The following is a 20959-nucleotide window of genomic DNA, read 5'->3' as shown; positions in this document are numbered from 1 at the left end:
TTCCTGCGAGAGTTCTAACAAAACATTAGCGCGCACATGCTAACCTTCGCGCTATTATAGAAAGAAAGGAACTACTCAATGTGTCACTCGTCACTCTCTTGAGAATACCGGAGTAAACGCTATGACCGCGGAAACTGAAGCCACCATGCACGAACCCACGGCGGTGCCGTTTCGTGCCGAAGTGCGTCAGTTGCTCAACATCCTGGCACATTCACTCTACACCGATCGCGAAATCTTCCTGCGTGAATTGATCTCGAATGCGTCCGATGCGCTGCACCGTGTTCAGTTCGAGATGTTGACCAATCAACATGTGCGCGATCCAGACGCCCCTTTCGAGATTCGTATCAGCGTCGATAAGGACGCGAAAACGATCACAATCAGCGACACCGGTATCGGCATGACCCGCGAGGAACTGATCGAAAACCTGGGGACGATTGCGCACTCGGGTACGCGCATGTTGATCGAAAACCTGGAAGCTGCGCAACGCGCGAATATCATCGGTCAGTTCGGCGTCGGTTTTTACTCCGCATTCGTGGTTGCCGATGAAGTGACGGTCATTTCGCGTTCATACCGTCCCGACGCCGAAGCAGCGCTCTGGCGCTCGCAGGGAGGCGAAAGTTTTGTCGTCGATGCAGCGGAACGTGAGCAGCGCGGCACAACAATCATTCTCAAATTGAAAGAAGAGGCGCACGAATTCGCCGATGAATGGCGGTTGCGGCAGATCGTGCGCCGCCACTCGAATTATGTCGCTTTCCCGATCTACATTGGTGACGAGCGCGTCAATGAGTCGACGGCGCTCTGGCATCAGCCGCCGCGAAATGTCGAAGCAGCGCAGTACCACGAGTTCTACCGCCAGATGACGTTCGACTACGACGATCCGCTGTTGTATGTGCACTTCTCGTCTGAAGCGCCGCTCGACTTGCATGCCATCCTGTTCGTTCCTGCGAAGCGTGAGCGCGGCTTTATCGAACGGCGGATGGAGGGGAAGATCCGTCTCTACTCGCGCAAGGTGCTCATTCAGGAAGACGCAAAGGACGTTCTGCCGCCATACTTCCGCTTCGTCGAAGGCGTGGTCGACAGCGAAGACCTGCCGCTCAACGTCTCGCGCGAAGGTGTGCAGCGCGACGCCAGTCCGAACCGCGATCCTATCGTGCAGCGCATCAAGAAGTCGCTGACCAACCGCCTGACGAAAGAACTGGTCGATCTGGCGGAGAAAGACCCGGCGAAATACGCCGCCTTCTGGCGCGAGTTCAGCCCGTTTATCAAGGAAGGCATTGCAACCGACCCGCTGGCGCGCGATGATCTGTTGCCGCTGCTGCGCTTCCATACAACGAAATCAGGTGATCAACTGGCGTCGCTCGCCGACTACAAGGGGCGCATGATCGAAGGGCAAAACGAGATTTACTACGTCATCGCCGCCGACCTGGAGAGCGCGCGGCGCAGCCCGCACCTCGATGCGCTGAACGACCGCGGCATCGAGGCGCTCTTGCTCTACGACGTGATGGACAGTTTTATGCTCAACGGGTTGCGCGAGTACCAGGGGTTGAAATTGCGCAATATAGACGACCCGAACCTCTCATTGCCGGGTGAAGCGCAGGCGCCGGAGGCTTCAATCAGCGACGAACAGTTCACCAGGCTGGTGAACGCCTTCAAAGAAACGCTGGGGGAGCGCGTGACGACTGTGCGCGCCTCGAGTGTGCTGCGCCATAACCCGCTGCGCCTGGTATCGCCCGAGGATCAGCAGTACAACCGCGAGATGGCGCGCGTTCAGCGCATCCTCGACCGCGACTTCAAAGTGCCGCCGAAGATCGTCGAGCTGAACCGCAGTCACCCGCTGATCGTCGATCTGGCGCGCCTGGCGGAATCTGGCGGCGATGCGATGCTGATGCGCAACCTGATCGAGCAGTTGTACGAGAATGCACTGCTGCTCGAAGGGTTGCACCCCAATCCTGCCGACATGGTCGGGCGCATTCAGGCGCTGATGGAGGCGGCAGCGCGCAGGTAGACGCTGCTTTTCTCCCTGACGCTACGGCAAAACCGCTCCGATGTACGCCTCGAATGGCGCCAGTGTTAGATGCGCCGGGTCTTCTTCGCCCGCCGGTCGCGGATGACTGGAGAAGATGGTACGCAAGCACGTTGCGTCACCCGGCGCGACACTCGTTGTCACCGGTTCAGCCGTAAAGTTCAGCGCCACAAGGCAGCATTGTTCCGGCATCGTGCGCAGAAACGCCAGGTAGCGTTCCTCTCCCGGATGAAGCGGCGTATAATCGCCAGCCAACAACGCCGGGGTCGCCTGGCGCACAGCAATCAGGCGGCGATAGTAGGTAAGCAGGGAGTTCGGTTTGCCATCCTGTTCGGCGACATTCACGCCCTGGGCGTAGTTTGGATTGACCGGCAGCCAGGTTATCACGCCAGGCGGGCTGAAACCGGCATTTGGCGCATTCGCCCACTGGATCGGCGTCCGACAGCGGTCTCGACTGATCTTCGCCGCCAGGTTCATCGCTTCGTCAGGGGGAACGCCATCGCCGACTGCTGCGTGATACAGATTGACCGCCTGATTGTCGCGCAACTGCTCGAACCGTTCGAGCAGCAGATCGGTCATGCCGATCTCCTCGCCGTTGTAGAGCACCGGCGCGCCTTTCAGCGTCAGCAGCATCGCCACGTGCAGGCGGGCAAGCGCCGCGTCGTTGACCCCGTCCCCATACGCCGTCCACATGCGGCCGACGTCGTGGTTCCCCAGGGTGTTGCAGGGCCACGCACCCGGCGGCAACGCCGCCAGACGTGCTGCCTGATTGGCGCGGATCCAGGCAGGCGTCAACCGATTGGTGCGCATCAACGGAAAGTTGAACACCAGGTGCAACTCGTCGTCGCCGCTACCGTAGTACGCAATATCGTCACCCTCGCCGATCAGCACGCGATCGCCCGGATATTCGTCTACCAATGCCCGCAATTCCTTCATCAACTCATGCAACCCTGGTTGCTGCACCTGGTAGCGGAACATCAAGGCAAACTGCTCCCAGAGTTCCCTGGTCTCCTCCGGCGAGCGATTCTCGCGCCACATGCGCAGCATCTCGATCTGCGACAATTTCGACTGTTGCGGCGTCAGATTCGGGTCTTCGAAGATCGTGTCGATAGCATCGAGGCGAAATCCATCGACGCCCATATCGAGCCAGAACCGCACTGCCTGCCACATCGCCTGTTTGACGGCCGGGTTGCGCCAGTTCAGATCGGGCTGTTCCTTGAAGAAAAAGTGGTAGTAATACTGCCCGGTCGTTTCATCGAAGGTCCAGGCGGAGCCGCCAAACGCCGAATACCAGTTGTTCGGCGGACCGCCATCGGGCGCCGGATCGCGCCAGATGTACCAGTCGCGCTTGGGGTTGGCGCGGCTAGAGCGTGACTCCTTGAACCAGGGATGCTCTTCGGACGTGTGGTTGAGGACGAGATCGAGCAGGACGCGCATACCACGCGCATGCACACCTTCCAGGAAGTGTCGAAAATCGTCCAGGGTTCCGTACTCTGGCGCCACGCCGGTGTAATCGGAGATGTCGTAACCGCAGTCGGCGTTGGGCGAGGGATAGTGCGGCGAGAGCCAGAGTGCACCGACCCCCAGATCGCGCAGGTAATCAAGCCGGTCGATCATCCCGGCGAAATCGCCGATGCCGTCTCCGTTGCCATCGGCGAAACTGCGTGGATAGATCTGATAGAACACCGTTGTCTGCCACCATTTGAGCGATTGCATGGAAGGATTCTCCGTCTATGGCACGTTCGACATCGAACGTTCCTCAACTCATATCGGGCGTTGCGCTGCGAGCCAGGCCACGAACGCCGCCAGATGGGGAAACTCTGTCAGTCCCTCGCTCGCATTCATCCAGAACTCGTCCAATGAGCGGTTGCCAGCCCGCTCATACGCCAACGCCTGCACCAGCGTCTCGACGCGGTCGAGCGCTTTGACAAACCGCGCCTCGCGCGTTGCGCCGGCGGCGTACTCTTCCCACAGCAGAATCAGGTGGTCACCGCCGGGGAGGGCAGCGCAGAGTTCCGCCATGGCACGGCGCTCTGCGTCGCGCTTGGCGGATTCGCCGATCAGGCGGCGCGCCGAGAGCGGCAGATCGCCCAGCAACGCCTCGGCGAGATCGTGAACCACTGCCATCGCCAGCACTCGTTCGCGGTTGAATGAGGCGTCTGCCGCCGTCAATACGAGCGCCAGCGCAGCAATCCCAAAACTATGCTCCGCCACGCTTTCGGCAGCGGGTATGCCACGCTGCAGCCAGCCAGTGCGCGGCAGCATCTTGAGCGATACAATGCGCTCAGCCAATCGGGCGTATGTCGCAGCGGTTTGATCGTCCATCGGGCGCCTTCGATACACGTGCGTCTATTATAGCGGCTTCTGGCAGCCCGCCTTCCAGACAACAGGACTTGCGCGGTCGACTCACAGGCGAGCCGTGTGACGGCGCTTTTTGCCTTCGGCAGAGCAGTACTTAACCACGTTGATCAGGAGCGCCATGCTGCCACAGGCTCTGGCGAAGCCAGAAAACGCGCCATCGCGTAAGATAACAGCGCCGGCGGCCATACGCGCGGACGCGAACGCCCGCGCTAAACGAACAAAGCCCCGCTGTCGCGGGGCTTTCCGAACAATTATCAAGCCGCCATCACGCGCCTCTGGTTAGCTGCGTGTGATCGTGATCTGCACCGATCCGTCCGACGCAGTCGAGAACTGAACCATCACCTCGTCCGCATCTTTCTTGAACTCGAGGATGTAGCCGTTCTGAGCATCACCATACTCATATGTCAACTGGTATCCAAGTTTGGGATACTCAGTCTTGAAGAAGGTCAGGACCGAGTCGATGCTGGCGTTCACCTTGCCCATCGTGGTGTTGGGCATTGCCATATCGACCTGTGTGCCTGACGGCAACGGCAGATCGACGCCGACCGTTTGCCCGCTGCAAGCAGCCGGGAGGGTGATCGTCGTTTTGTTGATGTCTTCGAGCGACCAGTTGTAGACAATCGTGCCTTCCGAAACCTGCACGCCACCGACAAGCATCTCAGACCAACCGGCGGTGTTGGACGTTACTTTGATCGTCAGGTCGTACTTGACCAGATAGCCGCCATCGCGGGCCACCCAGAGATCGGCCTTTTCCACTGTGGCGCCGAACTGATTGATCGTCTCCTGATCGAGCGTGTAACGATCCGTCAGTATGCCGTTGACCGTTTCGCCACGATTGACGAGTTGCGCCGATCCGGTCTGAACCGGGGCGGTCATTGAGTCGGCAATGCCGCGCAGCATGTCGCCCATGCCAGCCATCATACCTGGTTGACAGAGTTCTTTCCCATCCTGACGCTGATAGATATACAGCGTATCACCGACGCTGTAGAGTTCCGATTGTGTCGATGGCGCACCCTGTCTGTTCTCAACGATCAGGGTATAGCCGGTATTGCTTGGTCGATGCACCGCTTGCGTGTAGGTTGTCTGCGACTCGACAGTCTTACCATCTGTCGTTTTGCCATTCATCTTCGACACAACGGTCATCCGGTAGCTCTCGAGTTGGGACAGGTTCGCCTGGCTTTGCGGCAGCGGGATCGTTTCGCCGCCGCCTGTGGCGGGCGCCGCAGGAGTGCCGCCGGTTGGCGGGGGGGCGACGGGTACTGTCTGTGCCGGGGGATTCGCCGGCGCCTGTGTTGGTTGTTCAGCGGCGCGGGTTGGTTGCGCGGCAGGCGTTGAAGCATTGCCGGAAGCAGCCGCTGGAGAAGCGGTTGGTTGCGCATTTCCCTGCGAAAGGAAAGGCAGATTGCCGCATCCGCCGATGGCGAGCGCGCCAATCAGCAGTGTTATGACGAGAAACGCTTGGGATTTCAATGATTCCTCCTTGTCAGTTGTTGTGATATGACGAATCAGATATCGCGCGATACCGGGTGCTTCCCCATAATGAGACACCCAAATAAATGAACGGAAGAAGTGGCGGTTTTAGGCAATCCCGATCATCGAATTCCGGCGCGCCGCATATATTCCAGCACGCCGGCGGGACCGATCTGTGCTTCGAGCGTCAGCATGCGTTCGAGGAGCGGGCGATAGGGGTGGTTCGATTCGCGCATTGCGGCAGCGGCTTTGTGGCAGCCGAGGTAACTGAGGTGACGGTACGCCACCCATTCGGCGAACCCCTCGATCAGGTCGTGGTCGTCGAGGAGCGGACAGTTCTCACCCTGCCAGGCATGGGCGTATTCGTGCGCAACGACCGTGCGGAAAAGCAATTTCGGCAGCCCGTAGAGCATGTAAATGACACGCAACCGGCCGTGGCGCTGATACAATCCCAGCGCCGGCGCCTCCCCCGACAGCGGTGGTTTGTCCTGTGACCGCACTGCTGCCAGCGTCGGCGCATCCACCAGCCGAAACTCGACCCCGACCCGCAACGCCATGCCGAGTTGGGCAATAATTGCGGCGACGGTTTCATCGAACAACGTCCGCGCAACATGTGGATCGTAAATGGCCGTTGCATGGCATGCTTCGCACAGACGCCGGCCGTCGTGCAGCGTCCAGTAGCGGTTGCCGAGCGGCGCCGAGCAGACATCGCAACGATCGCGTTCGCGGATGCAGCGCGCGCAGTAGCGTTCGCGCCGCCCATGGATGAAGTAATACCCGTCAATCAGCGGTGCACCGCACGCTGCACAACGGAGCGTGTCGGGAATATCGGGAGCGCGACCGGACATGGAACACCTGAAACCAGTCCCTGAGTGACTCACACAAAGGCACAGGGGCACAAAGGCGGTGCGGTACGGCGATCATCTCGCGTCATCAATCCTGCTTCCTCCCGCACTTTGCGCCTGTGTGTCTTTGCGTTCATCGCACTCAAAACAGCGACGCATCTGAACATCATTATACGCTCTTTCGGATGTTGCGAACATGTGGTATCATATACATGAAACGATTGCACATCTCCACGCCGCTGCGTCGGGCAACATTGGCGCAACATTGTCATCAGACCGACCCATATCGCCGGGGATGGCTGGCGTGTCCAACATCGAATGTTCGATGTTGAACTATCTGTGGTGTAAACAGGTATGGATTGGGCAGAGATCAAGCACGCTGCCGACCTGCTCCGGGGCGCGCGCAGCGTTGTTGCGCTCACCGGCGCAGGCATCAGTACGCCATCCGGCATCCCGGACTTCCGTGGTCCCAAAGGGGCGTGGCAGCAGGTTGATCCCGCCGAAGTCGCATCGTTGCAACAATTTTTGCGCAATCCGCGCGCATTCTACGACTGGTTCCGTCCCCTGCTCGACAGAGTATTGTCGGCGGCGCCGAATGCGGCGCACTATGCGCTCGCAGCGCTCGAGCAGCAGAAGGTGCTCAACGCGATTATTACCCAGAACTTCGATGGATTGCATCAGCGCGCCGGATCGTGCGAAGTCTACGAACTGCATGGGCACCTGCGCACCGCTACCTGTCCGGAGTGCGAGCGTCAGATCCCCACCCACGTATTGCTGCCCAAAATCCGTCGTGGTGAGGCGCCGCGGTGCAGTTGCGGTCACCCGCTCAAACCGGATGTGGTACTGTTCGACGAGATGTTGCCGCGCGGGTTGTACTGGCTGGCGCGGCGCGCAGTCGAGCACGCCGATGTCATTATTGTCGCCGGAACTTCGCTGGAAGTCTTCCCCGTCAGCGAGTTGCCCGCCATTGGCTTGCGCCACGGTGCGAAATTGATTATCATCAATACCGGCCCGACCCATATGGACGGGTGCGCCGAGGCGGTTATCCGCGCTGATGTTGCGTTGGTGTTGCCGCAGCTTGTCGAGCAGGCAACCGGCGTGCCCCTCCTCGAACGAACACGATAGCAAGGAGTTGGTTGTGACAACCATGGACCTGGAGGTCCTGCGGACGCGCTTCGAGAGCGTTCGCGGGCGTCTTTGACTTACCGGCGAAATATCAGGAGATCGCGGTGCTCGAAGAACGCGCCGCCAACCCGAATCTGTGGCATGATCCCCGCGAGGCGCAGGGGATCATGCAACGCCTGACGCGCCTGAAGGAAGAAGTCGAGCGGATTGAGGCGCTCGACCGCCAGTTGACGGCGCTTGCCGATCTGATCGAACTTGCCGCCGCCGAGGAGGACGACTCGCTCCAGGCGGACATCGCCGCCGAACTTGAGCGTACCAGCAGGGAGATCGAGGCGCTGGAGATCGAGGTGCTGCTCGGCGGTCCTTACGATGACCGCGACGCCTTCCTGTCGATCAAAGCCGGGATGGGCGGAACGGATGCCCAGGATTGGGCGGAGATGCTGCTGCGCATGTATATGCGCTGGGGTGAACGGCGCGGCTTCCAGGTCGCGCTGATCGATCAGAGCGATGGCGAAGAAGCCGGGATCAAGAGCGCTACCATCGAACTGCGCGGACCCTACGCCTATGGCAATGCCAAAGCCGAAGCCGGCGTCCACCGCCTGATCCGCCTCTCGCCGTTCAATGCCGGCAACATACGCCAGACATCCTTTGCAATGGTCGAGGTGCTACCCGAAGTGGACGATGCGCCCGAGGTCGTCATTCGACCGGAGGATATTCGCGTCGATGTCTTCCGCGCGTCTGGACATGGCGGGCAGGGGGTGAATACGACCGACTCGGCAGTGCGCATCACCTACAAGCCGGGCACGCCGGAGCAGATCGTGGTGACCTGTCAGAACGAGCGTTCGCAGTTGCAAAACCGCGAAACCGCCATGCGCGTGTTGCGCGGGCGCCTGCTCGAACGCGAACTCCAGCGCAAACGCGAAGAACGCGCCCGTCTGCGCGGCGAGTACCGCCAGGCGGACTTCGGCAGCCAGATGCGCACCTACTACCTGCACCCTTACACGCTGGTGAAAGACCATCGCACTGATTATGAAACCAGCGATGTGCAGGCAGTGCTCGCCGGCGACATCGATCCGTTCATTGAGGCGTATTTGAGGTCGAATATCGGGCGAGAGGCGTAATTTATATGAGTGGATAATCTGCCAGCCCTGCGACAGCAGGGCTTTGGGCGTTCAGCGCGGGCATTCATGTCCGCGCGTGGCGGATGGCGCACAACTCCCATCTGCGCAGGCAGACGGTCGGCCGCAGGTTCTTCAGGGGCGATTTATGAACATTAAGCTGGCGAATGAATTCGCGCCTGCGGGCCTCCGGCCGGACACCCGCCTGGGCGCGCCCCAAGGCGCGGTTTCAACCGCCAGCCAGGGTATGCCGATCTTAGTAGTTGATCTTCATTAGCCCGCAGCTATTCCCGCACCAGATTAACCACGCACACCTCGCAGGGATCGCCTTGCTCGAGGTTGTTGTTACTGCCCATCAACCCGCCGTTTGTCAGGTAGCGCGGGAGATAATCGACCGTGATTGTGCCATTGGCATAGTCGATGCTGCGCAGGCGGAGCGCCATATAGTATTCGATCGTGTACACAGGATTCGCTCCTGACCACTGATCCGAGTCAGACGCTTCCATCAGCACCGGCACGATGATGATCTGATTGAGGCGCGAGTCGAGAAAGCCCCCGCTCAACATCGCTGCATTCAAGGAACTGTCGGGTGGCGCGACGCCAATCAGGTCCATTGCCACCGCCATCTGGTCGCCATCACCGGCAATGCGAGTGTTCACCTGCCGGTGCGCTCCAAAACACCACCACGATTTCAGCGTATCCGCTGGCGTCGAAGGGCAGCTCGCGCCTGGTCCAGGAGATGGCGACGCGCTCGAACCCATGCGTAGCGCCACCGCGCGCACCTGCCAGCGTTTTACGAAGGTGTCAGGATCAACCCAGTTCGGATGATCCTGGTACCGCGTCAGGTATGGGGACAACCCGTTGTCGAAATTGGTGATGATCTGGTTGTTCCGTTCCTCGATCTGACCGCTCAGATCGACCAGGGCGCCGGATGGGTTGTCGCGGAAGAACCGCGCCGCTCTCGGTAGCAACCCCATCGGTGCGAGTTGATCGCCGATCAGCATGCCACCGTTGCCGAAGCGCGCCGATGATACGGCGCGCACGGTCAGGGTTGGCTGCCCGAGAATCCCCATCAGATAGGTGTCGAACGTGTGCCGCACGACAACGGTGATGCCGCGCGCGTTCGCCGGCGCCGGACCGCTGCCGACCACTCCCATCGATTGACCGGCGCCGTTGATGTAGGTCAGTTCAAAATCTGGATCGCTCACACCCAGCTCCGCCTGCAGGTAGGTGCGTACCGCATTGGCAAGGGCAAGGCCACTCACACTCCCGCGATCGACGATCAGGGCGCGGGTGGCGATAAGCGCAGCGCCATCGGCGCTGTTCATGACGTTGCGTCGCCAGGCGAACGCCAGGGCGCCATCGATCGCCAGACCCGCAAAGGCGAGTAGCAAGAGCAGGGTGAGCGCCAGCACCGGGATCGCCTGCCCTGGCTGGCGGTCTGTCCATCGTAATCGTCTCACGAGCAACTCCCAAACTGCGGTACGGTCGTTCCGCTGCGCAGGGTTACCTGTGCAGCAGGCAGCACTGATGAGAACCAGAACTCGTGACGGTAGGTCGCTTCCACCTTGGTATCCTGGCGTCCCGAAATGCATGATGATGTTGTAAACGTTATTATCAGGCGTCCCGGTTCGGCGGCGCCGGGCAACTCCTCAAGGCGCTCGCGGACGCGCTGCTCTGCGATGGCTTCTCTGCTAGGATGCTGGGCAATGAAATACCCCCCTTCGGCAACGGCGCTGCGGAGCGCCATCTGGTTGCTGAACGCCAGCGCAAAATCGACCGTGCCGAGCAGCATGATGATCAGGAGAGGTGCAATCACTGCAAACTCGATGATTGATTGCCCGGATGTGCGTTTCATGGTGATTGTGTTTCTCCCTGTCGGTCGTCTTTTCTCATGGGCGCCCACAGGGGGGCGCTCCTACCCTGGCGGCGTGCGTGGGCGCCCACAAGGGGGCGCCCCTACCCTGGCGGCGCTCATGGGCGCCCACAAGGGGGCGCTCCTACCCTGGCGGCGCTCGTGGGCGCCCACAGGGGGGCGCCCCTACATTCCGCTCGTCAACGTCTCTACCTTCGCACCTTCAACCTGCAACATTCGCACCTTCAACCTGCAACCCCTCTCGCCTCTCGCCTCTTACCTCATTTCATGGATTGCACGTCACCGGTCCGTTCTGAACCGTGACTCTTCGACCGTCAAGGCCCGGATCGGGATATTCAGGACTGGTGACGTCGGTCGTCACGTCCAGGTTGTCGCGTGCGCGGTAGGTTTGCGGAATACAAATAACGATCTGGCCATTGCTGTCGCTGACGCTGGTCCACGATGTGACTAGCGATGCGCCCGATACGACGATGTTGAAACTCACCCCTGGCACTGGCTGATCCAGATGATTGCGCACGATGATCCGAATGCGCAGGTCAGCCAGTTCACCGACGGGCGCGTCCGTATCGATTCGCTTGGATCCCACCACCGTATACGTGAGCGGCTGTGGTGTTGGCGTCCTGGTTGGCGTATTGGTGCGCGTCGGCGTATGCGACGGCGTGGGTGTATTGGTGCGCGTCGGCGTGTTGGATGGCGTCAGCGTGTTCGACGGCGTCGGCATATTGGTGCGCGTCGGCGTGTTCGACGGCGTCAACGTCGGTGTGCGCGTATTGGTCGGCGTGCGCGTGTTCGTCGGCGTCCATGTCGGCGTTGCCGTACAGAGCGTCAGCGGACAGGCTGTTGACGTCGGCGTGCGCGTATTCGTTGGCGTGCGCGTGTTCGTGCTCGTTGGCGTGCTTGTCGGCGTATGGGTGCGCGTCGGTGTATTCGTATTCGTCGGCGTATGGGTGCGCGTTGGCGTGTTCGACGCCGTCGGTGTGCTTGTGTTTGTTGGCGTGTTCGACGCGGTGGGTGTGATCGATGGTGTCGGCGTCTCGCTGGGCGTGGGCGTGATCGATGGTGTTGGCGTCTCCGTTGGCGTGTTTGTGGGCGTCGGGGTCGCACGCACCACGGAAGCGATGTCGCAGTCGGTGGTGATCGATCGTGACGCAACGGCATCGATCTCGATCTGCGGAATGAATGCCCCAACAATCGGGTCGAGCGGCTCCAGCGTGTAGTTGAGCGACACGGTCACCGGGTCGGTGTAACGCCAGCGCAGGTTGCCGTTTTCGTCGGCGCTCCAGGTGATGCTGGGCGTGATGGCATCAGTGTCGACAAACGCCACAATGCGCCCACGTGTGTCGGCAATGATGCGATCAATGTCTTGCTGGGTTGGACAGGGACGAACCGCAGCGCTGCGAGCGCCTTCACGCGCGGCGTTCTGCAACTGAACGTAGACGAACAGCATGTAGCCGAGTTCGATCACGCCCAGAATGAGCAGCAGCAGCAGCGGCAGAATGATCGAAAACTCCACCACGCTCTGCGCGCGCCGCCGGCGGGTTGTCTCGGTTGCTGGCATATCGTCCTCGTTGATGGTATTTCGTCCTTCCCTGCGGATACCGCTCGTGTGCAGCTCTCGGTCACGCACCACTGTCTGTCGTAAATGGCATCAAGTGACAGGAGTTACGCGGTCGCCTCACGGACGAGCCGCGTGACGGCTCTTTTGCCTTCGGCAGAGCGGTGCTTGTCTTCTTTTGTGGTGCGGTGCGGCGGTGGGTGGAGGCGATGAAGGATGCTGGCTTGCGCCTGTGCCTGGTCTCCAATACCCGTCGTCGGAGAAGGCTGGAGATTCTGGCAAAGGAGCTGGGCATCGCTTATGTGCCGAAAGCTTTCAAGCCGCGCCGTTACGGGCTGCGCCAGGCACTGGAGCAACTGGAGGCCACTCCACAGCAGGCGGTGATTATAGGCGACCAGATTCTCACCGATGTATGGGGCGGCAACCGGATGGGGATGCGCACGATACTGGTGTTGCCGATGGCCCGGCGTGAGTTTATCGGCACGAAGGTAAGTCGCCTCGTAGAGCGAATATTACTGTGGGCGTATCGGCGGGCAGGTGTACTGAAGCAGAGCACGGGAACCCACCGAACCATTTTAACGTCGAAGGAATAAAGGGGGAGTCGGTTCGTGAGAGTGATTACCGGGCGGACACAGGTGGTGGGCGTGATGGGCTATCCGGTAGAGCACAGCCTCTCACCGGCGATGCACAACGCGGCGTTCGCCGCGTTGAATATGGACTGGATTTACGTTCCTCTGCTTACCCCACCCGAGAGCGTTCAGGAAGCGGTAGCAGGATTACGCGCCATGAGCTTCCGGGGGGCGAATATTACCGTGCCCCTGAAGGAGCTGATTCCGCCATTGATGGACGAGCTGAGCGAGATAGCCAAGCAGATAGGCGCGGTGAATACCGTATGCCTGCTAGAAGACGGCGTGTTATACGGCACCAGCACCGACGGTATCGGCTATCTGCGCTCGCTGGAATCAGAACGGGTACCGCTCAGTGAGGATTTGGAGGCCGTGGTGCTGGGTACAGGAGGCTCGGCGCGAGCGGTAGCGAACGCACTGATACAGGTGGGCGCAAAGGTCACAGTGGTCAGCCGTCACCGCGACAGGGCAGCGCAGATGCTGTGGGAGCTGGGAGCGGTGGCACACGCCCTGCAGTACACCGATCCGGCGGTGGTACAGGTGATGCAGCACTCTCAGGTGCTGGTGAACACGACCCCGCTTGGGCTGTATCCTCACGTCGAAGAGATGCCCCCCATCCCGCTAGAAGGGCTACACCCGGATATGCTGGTGTATGACCTGATTTACAACCCGCCGGTGAGTCGGCTACTGCGCGAGGCGCAAAAGAGAGGATGTGCCACGATGAACGGCGTAAAAATGCTCGTGTATCAGGGGGCAGAATCGTTCCGACTGTGGACCGGACAGTATCCACCGGTAGATGTGATGGAGCAGGTGGTGCGAAAAGCGTTGGGCATGGAGTTTGCGGGACAGGTTGTGTAGAGGTTGCGCATCTTGTAACGACGTGCTATAATCGCTTGTCTGAGAAGTGTGGAATCATTGTCTGGTCTCCAACAGGGTGCACCTGCCCCTGAGGGGGGAAGGACTGAACAAACGGGGTGAGAGAGTGATGGCAACCGTAAGAAAGAGCCTCGGCGAGTACCTGGTCGAGCGGGGATACGTCACGCGCGAGCAGCTGGAGCAGGCGCAGAAAATCCAGCGCAGCTCGGGCGGTGACCTGGGCAGAATACTGGTGGATAACCAGTGGGCGACGCCTGCTCAGGCGGCGGAAGCACGCGCGCAGGAACTGGGGGTACCTTTTGTCGATCTCAATACCTACACCATTGACCCCAGTGCGGTGAACGTCGTGCCTGAGCGCATTGCCCGCCAGCATAAGGTGGTACCTATCCTCAAGGATGGCAACGTATTGACCGTTGCCATGTCGGACATAAACAACGTGCTGGCGTTCGACGACCTGCGACTGGTCTCTCGCTGCACCATTCGCCCCGCGCTGGCGGCGGCGGATGCTATCGACGACGCCATTAACCGCGCCTACCAGTCGGTGGTGGGCAAAGCGCCAGAAGCGGAAGCCCAGACGGCAGCCGCGCCTGTTGGCGGGGGGATGATAGCGCAGATCAAAGCGGACATCGCCCAGGTCGGGGTGGGTATGGATATAGATGAAGAGGATGTGGAAAGCGCCGCCCGCGTGGCAGAAGAAGCGCCTATTGTGCGCATCGCCAACACCATCATCCAGCAGGCGGTCAAAGAGCGTGCATCCGATATCCATGTAGAGCCCCAGGAGCGCGGTGTGCGCATCCGCTACCGCATTGACGGCGTGCTGCACGAAATAATGACCCTGCCCAAGTACATCCAGGCTCCGCTGATTTCCCGTTACAAGATTATGGCGGAGATGAACATCGCGGAGCGACGCCTCCCACAAGACGGTCGTATCCCCATTCGCGTAGAGGGCAAGGATTACGACCTGCGCGTCTCGTGTATCCCCGTGCACCTCAGCTCCGGCATGGGCGAGAAAATCGTTATGCGTATCCTGGACAAGACCAGCATCCTCATCGGGCTGGAGAGGCTGGGGTTCACGGCGGAAGTGCAGGCGCAGCTCGAGGAACTGGTCGTGCAACCGAACGGTATGGTGCTCTCCACTGGGCCGACAGGTTCCGGAAAGACCACCACCCAGTACTCCGTGCTCCATAAGCTCAACTCCATCGAGAAGAACATCATCACCATCGAGGACCCGGTGGAGTACCAGCTGCCGGGCATCAGCCAGGTGCAGGTCAACCGTAAAGCGGGGTTGGCGTTCGCCAACGCTCTACGCTCCTTCCTGCGCCAGGACCCGGATATCATCATGGTCGGTGAAATGCGCGACCTGGAGACCGCCGAAATCGCGATTGAAGCCTCGCTGACCGGACACCTCGTGTTGACAACCCTGCACACCAACGACGCACCCTCCGCGGTTATCCGTATGGTGGATATGGGCGTGGAACCTTACTTGATTTCCGCAACCGTTATCGGCGTTCTCGCACAGCGTCTGGCACGTCGCCTCTGCCCGCACTGCAAGGAGCCCTATGAGGTGCCTGCCGCCGACCTGCGCCGGTTCGGCTTCCGCCCCGAGCATCCCGACCAGATGGTTACCCTGTGGCGCGGACGAGGATGCGAGGCGTGTCGGTATACCGGCTTCCGCGGACGTATCGGCATCTTTGAGTTCATGCGCGTGAACGACGAAATCGCCGAGCTGATCGTCCGGCGCGCGCCGCTGGCAGACATCCGCGACGCCTCGAAGGCGAACGGGATGCACGAGCTGCGCGAAGACGGCTTGCTGAAGGTACTGGAAGGCGTTACCACACCGGACGAAGTGATGCGCGTGGTCTTCACCGCAGGGCACTAACTAACACAAAGGGAGGCAGAACTTTTTGTGGAGCAGACAACGCAGTTCGATATAGAACCCACAATCGGGGCGCAGCCAAACGCATCCTCCGCGGCAACGGCGGTGCGCCCGCGCAGCTTGGAAGACGCGCACATCGACGACCTGTTGCGCATTGTCGTCGAAAAGGGAGCGTCCGACCTGCATCTGTGCGCAGGCGTCCCGCCTGTCATCCGCGTGGACGGCAGGTTGATACCCACCAATTATGAAAGAGGCACGCCGCAGGACACCCAGCGGCTGATGTACGATATCCTGACCGACGAGCAAATCCAGCGATTCGAGAGCACCCTCGAGCTGGACTTCTCGTACTCGCTGGGCAAGATGGCTCGCTTCCGCGTGAACGTATATCGCGACCGGGGCGCGGTGGCGGCAGCGTTCCGTCTGATCCCGACCCGTATCCCCACCATCCGCGAGCTCAACCTGCCACCCGTGCTGGAAGAGCTGACCCGCCTGCCTCGTGGGCTGATTATCGTCACCGGACCAACCGGTTCGGGAAAATCCACCACGCAGGCGGCGATGATTAACCAGGTTAATATGGAGCGGAGAGTGCACATCGTCACTATCGAATACCCGATCGAATACCTGCACTCGCACCGCTTCAGCATCATCAACCAGCGTGAGCTGGGACAGGATACCAAATCGTTCCACAATGCGCTGCGGGCGGTTCTGCGCGAAGACCCCGACGTGATTCTCGTCGGCGAGATGCGTGACCCGGAGACCATCGCGCTGGCAATCACCGCAGCTGAAACCGGACACCTGGTGCTGGCGACGTTGCACACCAACAGCGCAGCCACCACCATCGACCGTATCGTGGATGTCTTCCCGCCCGGGCAGCAAGAGCAAATCCGCATCCAGCTGTCCAACAGCCTTCAGGCGGTTATCTGTCAGCAGCTGCTTCCGCGTGCGGGACAGCCGGGGCGCGTACCGGCGGTAGAGGTGATGATTGCCACCCCGGCGGTTCGCAACCTGATTCGCGAAAACAAGGCGCACCAGATTACCTCGGTCATACAGACCAGCGCGAACGTGGGAATGCAGACCATGGACCAGTCCCTGCGCGACCTGTACATGAAGGGCTGGATTACGCTGGAAGAGGCGCTGTCGCGGGCGATGAACCCAGAAGAGCTGAAAAAGATGATTACGCCCACGACCGTGACCGAGGGAACAGTGGTTGCACGTGGACGATAGGTTCGGACGGCATTGTAGCCGCAGGCTTTAGCCTGCGTTGCCACGGAGGAGGGATAAACGATGCCAACTTTTGCGTACACCTTCCGCGACTCGGTGGGCACGGTGCGCTCGGGCACCTCGGAGGCGGAAAGCGCGGAAATCCTGCGCAAGCGACTGCAGGAGCAGGGCTTTACCGTTACAGAAGTGCGCCAGGTCCGTGCGCAATGCCCCGGTGGCGGTTGGGGACGTGTGAAGCTCGGCGACCTGGCGATCTTCTGCCGCCAGTTCTCCACCATGCAGGATGCGGGCGTTTCTATCGTGCGCAGTCTGGACGTGCTGGCGCAACAAACCCAGAGCGCCAAACTGCGCCGCATCATCATGGACATCCAGGCAGAGGTGGAGGCGGGGCAGACACTCTCCAAGGCGATGAGCAAATACCCCAACGCGTTCTCCAACCTGTTCATCGGCTTGATACGCGCCGGCGAGGTGGGTGGTGTTCTGGAGGAGAGCCTGCAACGTCTGGCGGCGTTCCTCGAGGCGGACGTTGCACTGCGCCGTAAGGTGCGCGCTGCGTTGACCTACCCCGCCTTCGTGCTGATTGTCGCGCTGGCAATCGTCATCGGGCTGGTGACCTTCATCCTGCCCAAGTTCTTTGACGTGTTCAAAGACCTGGGCATCAAGGAGTTCCCGGTGATGACACAGATGCTGATGGATTTCAGCACCTTTCTCACCAGCCGATGGTACGTGATGATTGCCATCGTGGTGCTGGTGGTCATCGCCTTCCGCATGTTCGTGCGCACGCGCATCGGACGAAGGCTCTACGACCGCCTGAAGCTGAAGCTGCCCGTTTTTGGTGCGCTCAACCACAAAATCGCTCTGGCGCGGTTCTCGCGCACGCTCAGCACCCTGCTCAGCTCCGGCGTACCCATCCTGCAGGCGCTGGAGACGGTCGCCGGAACGGTAGCCAACGAGATTATCGCCGAAGCGGTGATGGAAGCTCGTGCCCGTATCCGCGAAGGCGACCGCATCGGACCGCCTCTGGAGAAAAGCGGCATGTTCCCGCCGATGGTGGTGCACATGATTACCATCGGTGAGGAATCGGGTGCGCTGGACCAGATGCTGTCCAAAGTGGCGGACTTCTACGAGTCCGAGGTGGAGTCCACCCTGCAATCGCTCACGTCGGTGATTGAGCCGGTGCTCATCGTGCTGCTGGGTGTCATGGTGGGCTTCATCGTTATCTCGTTACTGCTGCCGCTGATTACGGCGGTGGCGAACCTCGCCGGTGGACAGCAAGAGGGCGGAGGAGGATAAATGCCTGGGGGCGAGCACTCGCCCCCCTTCAGCGAACGGGAGGACGTAAGCCGACGCATTATGCCGGAGTGGTACATCGGGCTGGTGGTGTTTATCTATGGGGCGGTGGTAGGTAGCTTCCTGAACGTGCTGATCTACCGCCTCCCGCGTCGTTTATCCATTGTCAAACCACGCTCCCACTGCCCGAACTGCAAGACGGAACTGCGCGCGCGTGACCTGGTGCCCTTGCTGAGCTTCCTGTGGCAGAGGGGAAAATGCCGATACTGCGGCGCACGTATCTCATGGCGTTATTTCTGGGTAGAACTGGCAACCGGCTCGCTGTTCTGGGGCATCTACTGGCGTTATGGCTGGAGTTGGGATACGCTGCTCTATGTGCTGTTCGCAGCGGCGCTGATAGCTGCCTTTTTCATCGACCTGGAGCATTTTCTGATACCGGACGGCTTAAACGTTTTTATGCTGGTGCTGGGCGTTGTCCGCAACATCGTGCTTATCGCCGAGGACAACCCGCAGGCATGGGTTATGATTGGCGGGTGGAAACTGCCCTATGCGCTGGTTGGCGCAATTGTATGCACTGCAATTTTTGCAACCATCGCGGTGATGGGGCGAGTGATGTTTCGAAAGGACGCTATGGGATTTGGAGATGTGAAACTGGCGCGGGCTATCGGCACAATGATGCCGTTGAACCTCGCGCTGCTGGCTTTTGCGAGTGCGGTGGCACTGGGGGCTGTTGTGGGGGGGGCGTTGGTTCTCTTCACGTTGAAACAGCAACCTTCCGCCTCGTCGCCGCCTGCAGGCGGTTCCGCCCCAACGGTATCCCCTGAACCTCTGGCGCAAATGCTCCTCTATAGTCTGGCACTACTGGTTGCGCTGGACGTGCTGGTGTTTCTTTATGACGGTATGCGTTCCCCGCTCTCATCTGGCAAATCCTCTGCTGTGCCTGTGGAAGAAGAAGAGTTTGTGCCCGGCTTGACGACTATTCCCTTCGGTCCCTACATCGTGGCTGCTACTCTGATCGCGCTGATAAGCAAGCCCTACGTGCTCTCGTTGTGGGGCGCCTACTGGCGCTGGGCGACCGGGGGAGGGTAAGGAGGAGCGGTGATGACGGTGCAAGCGTTACCTCAAAAGATTACCTATGAAGAATGGTTGCAGATGCCGGAGACCAACCAACCCTGTGAAATCATAGACGGAGAGATAAGAATGTCACCTGCACCGAACGTAATGCACCAGCGACTGGTGCGTCGTCTGCTCTTGCTTTTGGAAAGGTTCATCCCCGAAGACAAGGGAGAATTATTACCCTCACCCGTTGACGTCATCGTTTCTCGCTCGCCGTTCAAGACCCGCCAGCCGGACATCATGGTGGTTCTCTTCCGCGAAGGTGGTTGGCAAAACCTGCAGGCGGTGCTGGAGGCTCCCTCTGGAGAGGTCGTGCCGGATTTGGTGGTGGAAGTGCTCTCGCCAAGTGAAAGGAGACAGTCCGTCGAGGAGAAGATAGAGGACTACCGACGCATCGGCGTACGGGAGTTCTGGCTGGTCAGCCCCGAAGCGGAAACGGTTGAGATACTGCGTCTCGGCGAAGCCGGCATCGAGCGTATCGGATTGTACGGGCGAGGTGATGTTGTGCGTTCGGAACTGTTACCGGAATGTCAAATAGACACCAACCGCCTCTTCGCGTGAGGGAACAATACGCCCGGAGGCGTCGTCAAAACCGACAGGAAAGGAACGAGGTGACCGACTATGCGAGACCGGAACAACGCCAGAGCCTTTACGATGGTGGAGATGCTCACGGTGATAGCGATTATCGCCGTGCTTGCCGCCATCATCTTCCCGGTAGCGGCGACGGTGCGCGAGCAGGCACGTCGCACCACCACCATGTCGAACCTGCACCAGATACAGGTGGCACTGAAGATGTACAGACAGGATAACCGCGTGTATCCTGAGGTGCTGTTAGGCTACGTGGAGTTTGACAGCAACAGCAACCCGGTGCCCGCAGACCGAATTCGGGGAAGCTTCCTGTATCAGGCGTACATTCGGGACATCAATATCTTCCGCAGTCCGAACAATCCAGTGACTGACAAGGTGAGCTGGCGGGCGGTGGAAGTGATGCTACCCGACCCGAACAACCCCAGCCAGCGCGTGAACGAAATCAACGGTCTTCTGGTCACGCGCCCGTATTACGCCTTCGACAGCATGGACGTGGGGCAAACTTGCCCGGGCAGCGGGGTGTTCGAGCAGCACTATAGCCTGTATCGCCCCTACGTGCCGACAAACAACACCGCCGGCCCGCTGGACGACATGTGCCAGCTGCAATACGGCCAGCCGCCGGAGAACACCATCGTCACGTGGGTAACCGACCATCGCAGCTGCGACAGATCAGGGTTGCCGACGGCAGGAAGCAAGGACATCGTGCTGCTGTTGAACGGCACGGCGAAGGCGATAGACTCGCGCATCATTAAGCAGAAGATGACGGGTAACGACCCGAACTTCAGCAACGCCGGGCAGAATAAACTCTGGTGCCTGGACTAAGATGTGCCTGTGCTCGGCAGATGAAGTTGCCTTGATACGAAGTGCGTCACTGTATCATCATGCTGACCGTAGTCGGCGTCATTCTGAGCGAGGCGAAGAATCTGGGAGTAACGAGAGGCGGAGATGCTTCGCTGACGCTCAGCGTGACGGCAAGCGATTGTCATTCTGAGC

18 protein-coding genes are annotated in these 20959 nt (G+C 60.1%); 11 read left to right on the top strand and 7 right to left on the bottom strand.

The window, feature by feature from the left end; all coding sequences use genetic code 11:
• The first annotated feature begins 121 nt into the window (after positions 1–121).
• Positions 122–2005, top strand: a complete 1884-nt coding sequence (gene htpG, locus AC3EA7_RS15685) for a molecular chaperone HtpG (protein ID WP_488615008.1) — start codon at positions 122–124, stop codon at positions 2003–2005.
• Between the two features lie 21 nt (positions 2006–2026).
• Here htpG and AC3EA7_RS15680 read toward each other — a convergent pair whose 3' ends face one another.
• The 4 genes from AC3EA7_RS15680 to AC3EA7_RS15665 form a co-directional block, all read right to left on the bottom strand.
• Positions 2027–3739: a glycoside hydrolase family 13 protein gene (locus tag AC3EA7_RS15680; RefSeq protein WP_488615007.1), complete on the bottom strand. Its 1713-nt coding sequence runs from the start codon at positions 3737–3739 to the stop codon at positions 2027–2029.
• A gap of 48 nt (positions 3740–3787) precedes the next feature.
• A complete protein-coding gene (locus AC3EA7_RS15675) occupies positions 3788–4348 on the bottom strand; it encodes an HD domain-containing protein (RefSeq protein WP_488615006.1) in 561 nt (186 codons plus the stop codon).
• A gap of 315 nt (positions 4349–4663) precedes the next feature.
• Complete coding sequence (locus AC3EA7_RS15670) at positions 4664–5854, bottom strand: hypothetical protein (protein WP_488615005.1); 1191 nt, start codon at positions 5852–5854, stop codon at positions 4664–4666.
• A gap of 122 nt (positions 5855–5976) precedes the next feature.
• The gene (locus AC3EA7_RS15665; RefSeq protein WP_488615004.1) at positions 5977–6702 is read right to left on the bottom strand and encodes a protein DA1; all 726 of its coding nucleotides are present in this window, start codon (positions 6700–6702) and stop codon (positions 5977–5979) included.
• Between the two features lie 351 nt (positions 6703–7053).
• Here AC3EA7_RS15665 and AC3EA7_RS15660 point away from each other — a divergent pair, with 351 nt between their 5' ends.
• Complete coding sequence (locus AC3EA7_RS15660) at positions 7054–7824, top strand: SIR2 family NAD-dependent protein deacylase (RefSeq protein WP_488615003.1); 771 nt, start codon at positions 7054–7056, stop codon at positions 7822–7824.
• A 22-nt stretch (positions 7825–7846) separates the two neighbouring features.
• Positions 7847–8945, top strand: a protein-coding gene (gene prfB / locus AC3EA7_RS15655; RefSeq protein WP_488615033.1) for a peptide chain release factor 2 whose coding sequence is annotated in 2 segments (ribosomal slippage) — positions 7847–7897 and positions 7899–8945 — 1098 coding nt in all. Because the reading frame shifts where the segments join, the coding sequence is not laid out codon by codon here.
• 281 nt (positions 8946–9226) lie between these two features.
• Here prfB and AC3EA7_RS15650 read toward each other — a convergent pair.
• The 3 genes from AC3EA7_RS15650 to AC3EA7_RS15640 all read right to left on the bottom strand — a co-directional run bounded on the left by AC3EA7_RS15650 (position 9227) and on the right by AC3EA7_RS15640 (position 12376).
• Positions 9227–10405, bottom strand: a complete 1179-nt coding sequence (locus tag AC3EA7_RS15650; RefSeq protein WP_488615002.1) for a pilus assembly protein TadG-related protein — start codon at positions 10403–10405, stop codon at positions 9227–9229.
• Positions 10402–10800: a TadE family protein gene (locus AC3EA7_RS15645; protein WP_488615001.1), complete on the bottom strand. Its 399-nt coding sequence runs from the start codon at positions 10798–10800 to the stop codon at positions 10402–10404. The genes AC3EA7_RS15650 and AC3EA7_RS15645 overlap by 4 nt, the downstream gene beginning before the upstream one ends.
• Before the next feature lie 283 nt (positions 10801–11083).
• Entirely contained in the window at positions 11084–12376 is a 1293-nt protein-coding gene (locus AC3EA7_RS15640; RefSeq protein WP_488615000.1) for a TadE/TadG family type IV pilus assembly protein, read from the bottom strand.
• A gap of 161 nt (positions 12377–12537) precedes the next feature.
• On the opposite strand from AC3EA7_RS15640, the gene AC3EA7_RS15635 reads away from it, so the two are divergent.
• The 8 genes from AC3EA7_RS15635 to AC3EA7_RS15600 all read left to right on the top strand — a co-directional run bounded on the left by AC3EA7_RS15635 (position 12538) and on the right by AC3EA7_RS15600 (position 20788).
• Positions 12538–12966 (top strand): YqeG family HAD IIIA-type phosphatase, encoded by a 429-nt coding sequence (locus tag AC3EA7_RS15635; protein WP_488614999.1) that lies wholly within the window; start codon positions 12538–12540, stop codon positions 12964–12966.
• A 15-nt stretch (positions 12967–12981) separates the two neighbouring features.
• Positions 12982–13857 (top strand): shikimate dehydrogenase, encoded by an 876-nt coding sequence (locus tag AC3EA7_RS15630; RefSeq protein WP_488614998.1) that lies wholly within the window; start codon positions 12982–12984, stop codon positions 13855–13857.
• Between the two features lie 127 nt (positions 13858–13984).
• Complete coding sequence (locus AC3EA7_RS15625; protein WP_488614997.1) at positions 13985–15754, top strand: GspE/PulE family protein; 1770 nt, start codon at positions 13985–13987, stop codon at positions 15752–15754.
• A gap of 27 nt (positions 15755–15781) precedes the next feature.
• The gene (locus AC3EA7_RS15620) at positions 15782–16975 is read left to right on the top strand and encodes a type IV pilus twitching motility protein PilT (protein WP_488614996.1); all 1194 of its coding nucleotides are present in this window, start codon (positions 15782–15784) and stop codon (positions 16973–16975) included.
• Positions 16976–17035: 60 nt separating this feature from the next.
• Positions 17036–18265, top strand: coding sequence for a type II secretion system F family protein (locus AC3EA7_RS15615; RefSeq protein WP_488614995.1), 1230 nt, complete (start codon positions 17036–17038; stop codon positions 18263–18265).
• Between the two features lie 60 nt (positions 18266–18325).
• Positions 18326–19351, top strand: coding sequence for a prepilin peptidase (locus AC3EA7_RS15610; protein WP_488614994.1), 1026 nt, complete (start codon positions 18326–18328; stop codon positions 19349–19351).
• Positions 19352–19363: 12 nt separating this feature from the next.
• Entirely contained in the window at positions 19364–19939 is a 576-nt protein-coding gene (locus AC3EA7_RS15605; protein WP_488614993.1) for a Uma2 family endonuclease, read from the top strand.
• A 60-nt stretch (positions 19940–19999) separates the two neighbouring features.
• Positions 20000–20788, top strand: coding sequence for a type II secretion system protein (locus tag AC3EA7_RS15600; RefSeq protein WP_488614992.1), 789 nt, complete (start codon positions 20000–20002; stop codon positions 20786–20788).
• The last annotated feature ends 171 nt before the right edge of the window (positions 20789–20959 follow it).

The sequence above is a fragment of the Roseiflexus sp. genome (assembly GCF_057785375.1).
The sequence above is the reverse complement of the archived record's forward strand: the minus strand, read 5'-3'. Positions and strand labels throughout refer to the sequence as shown.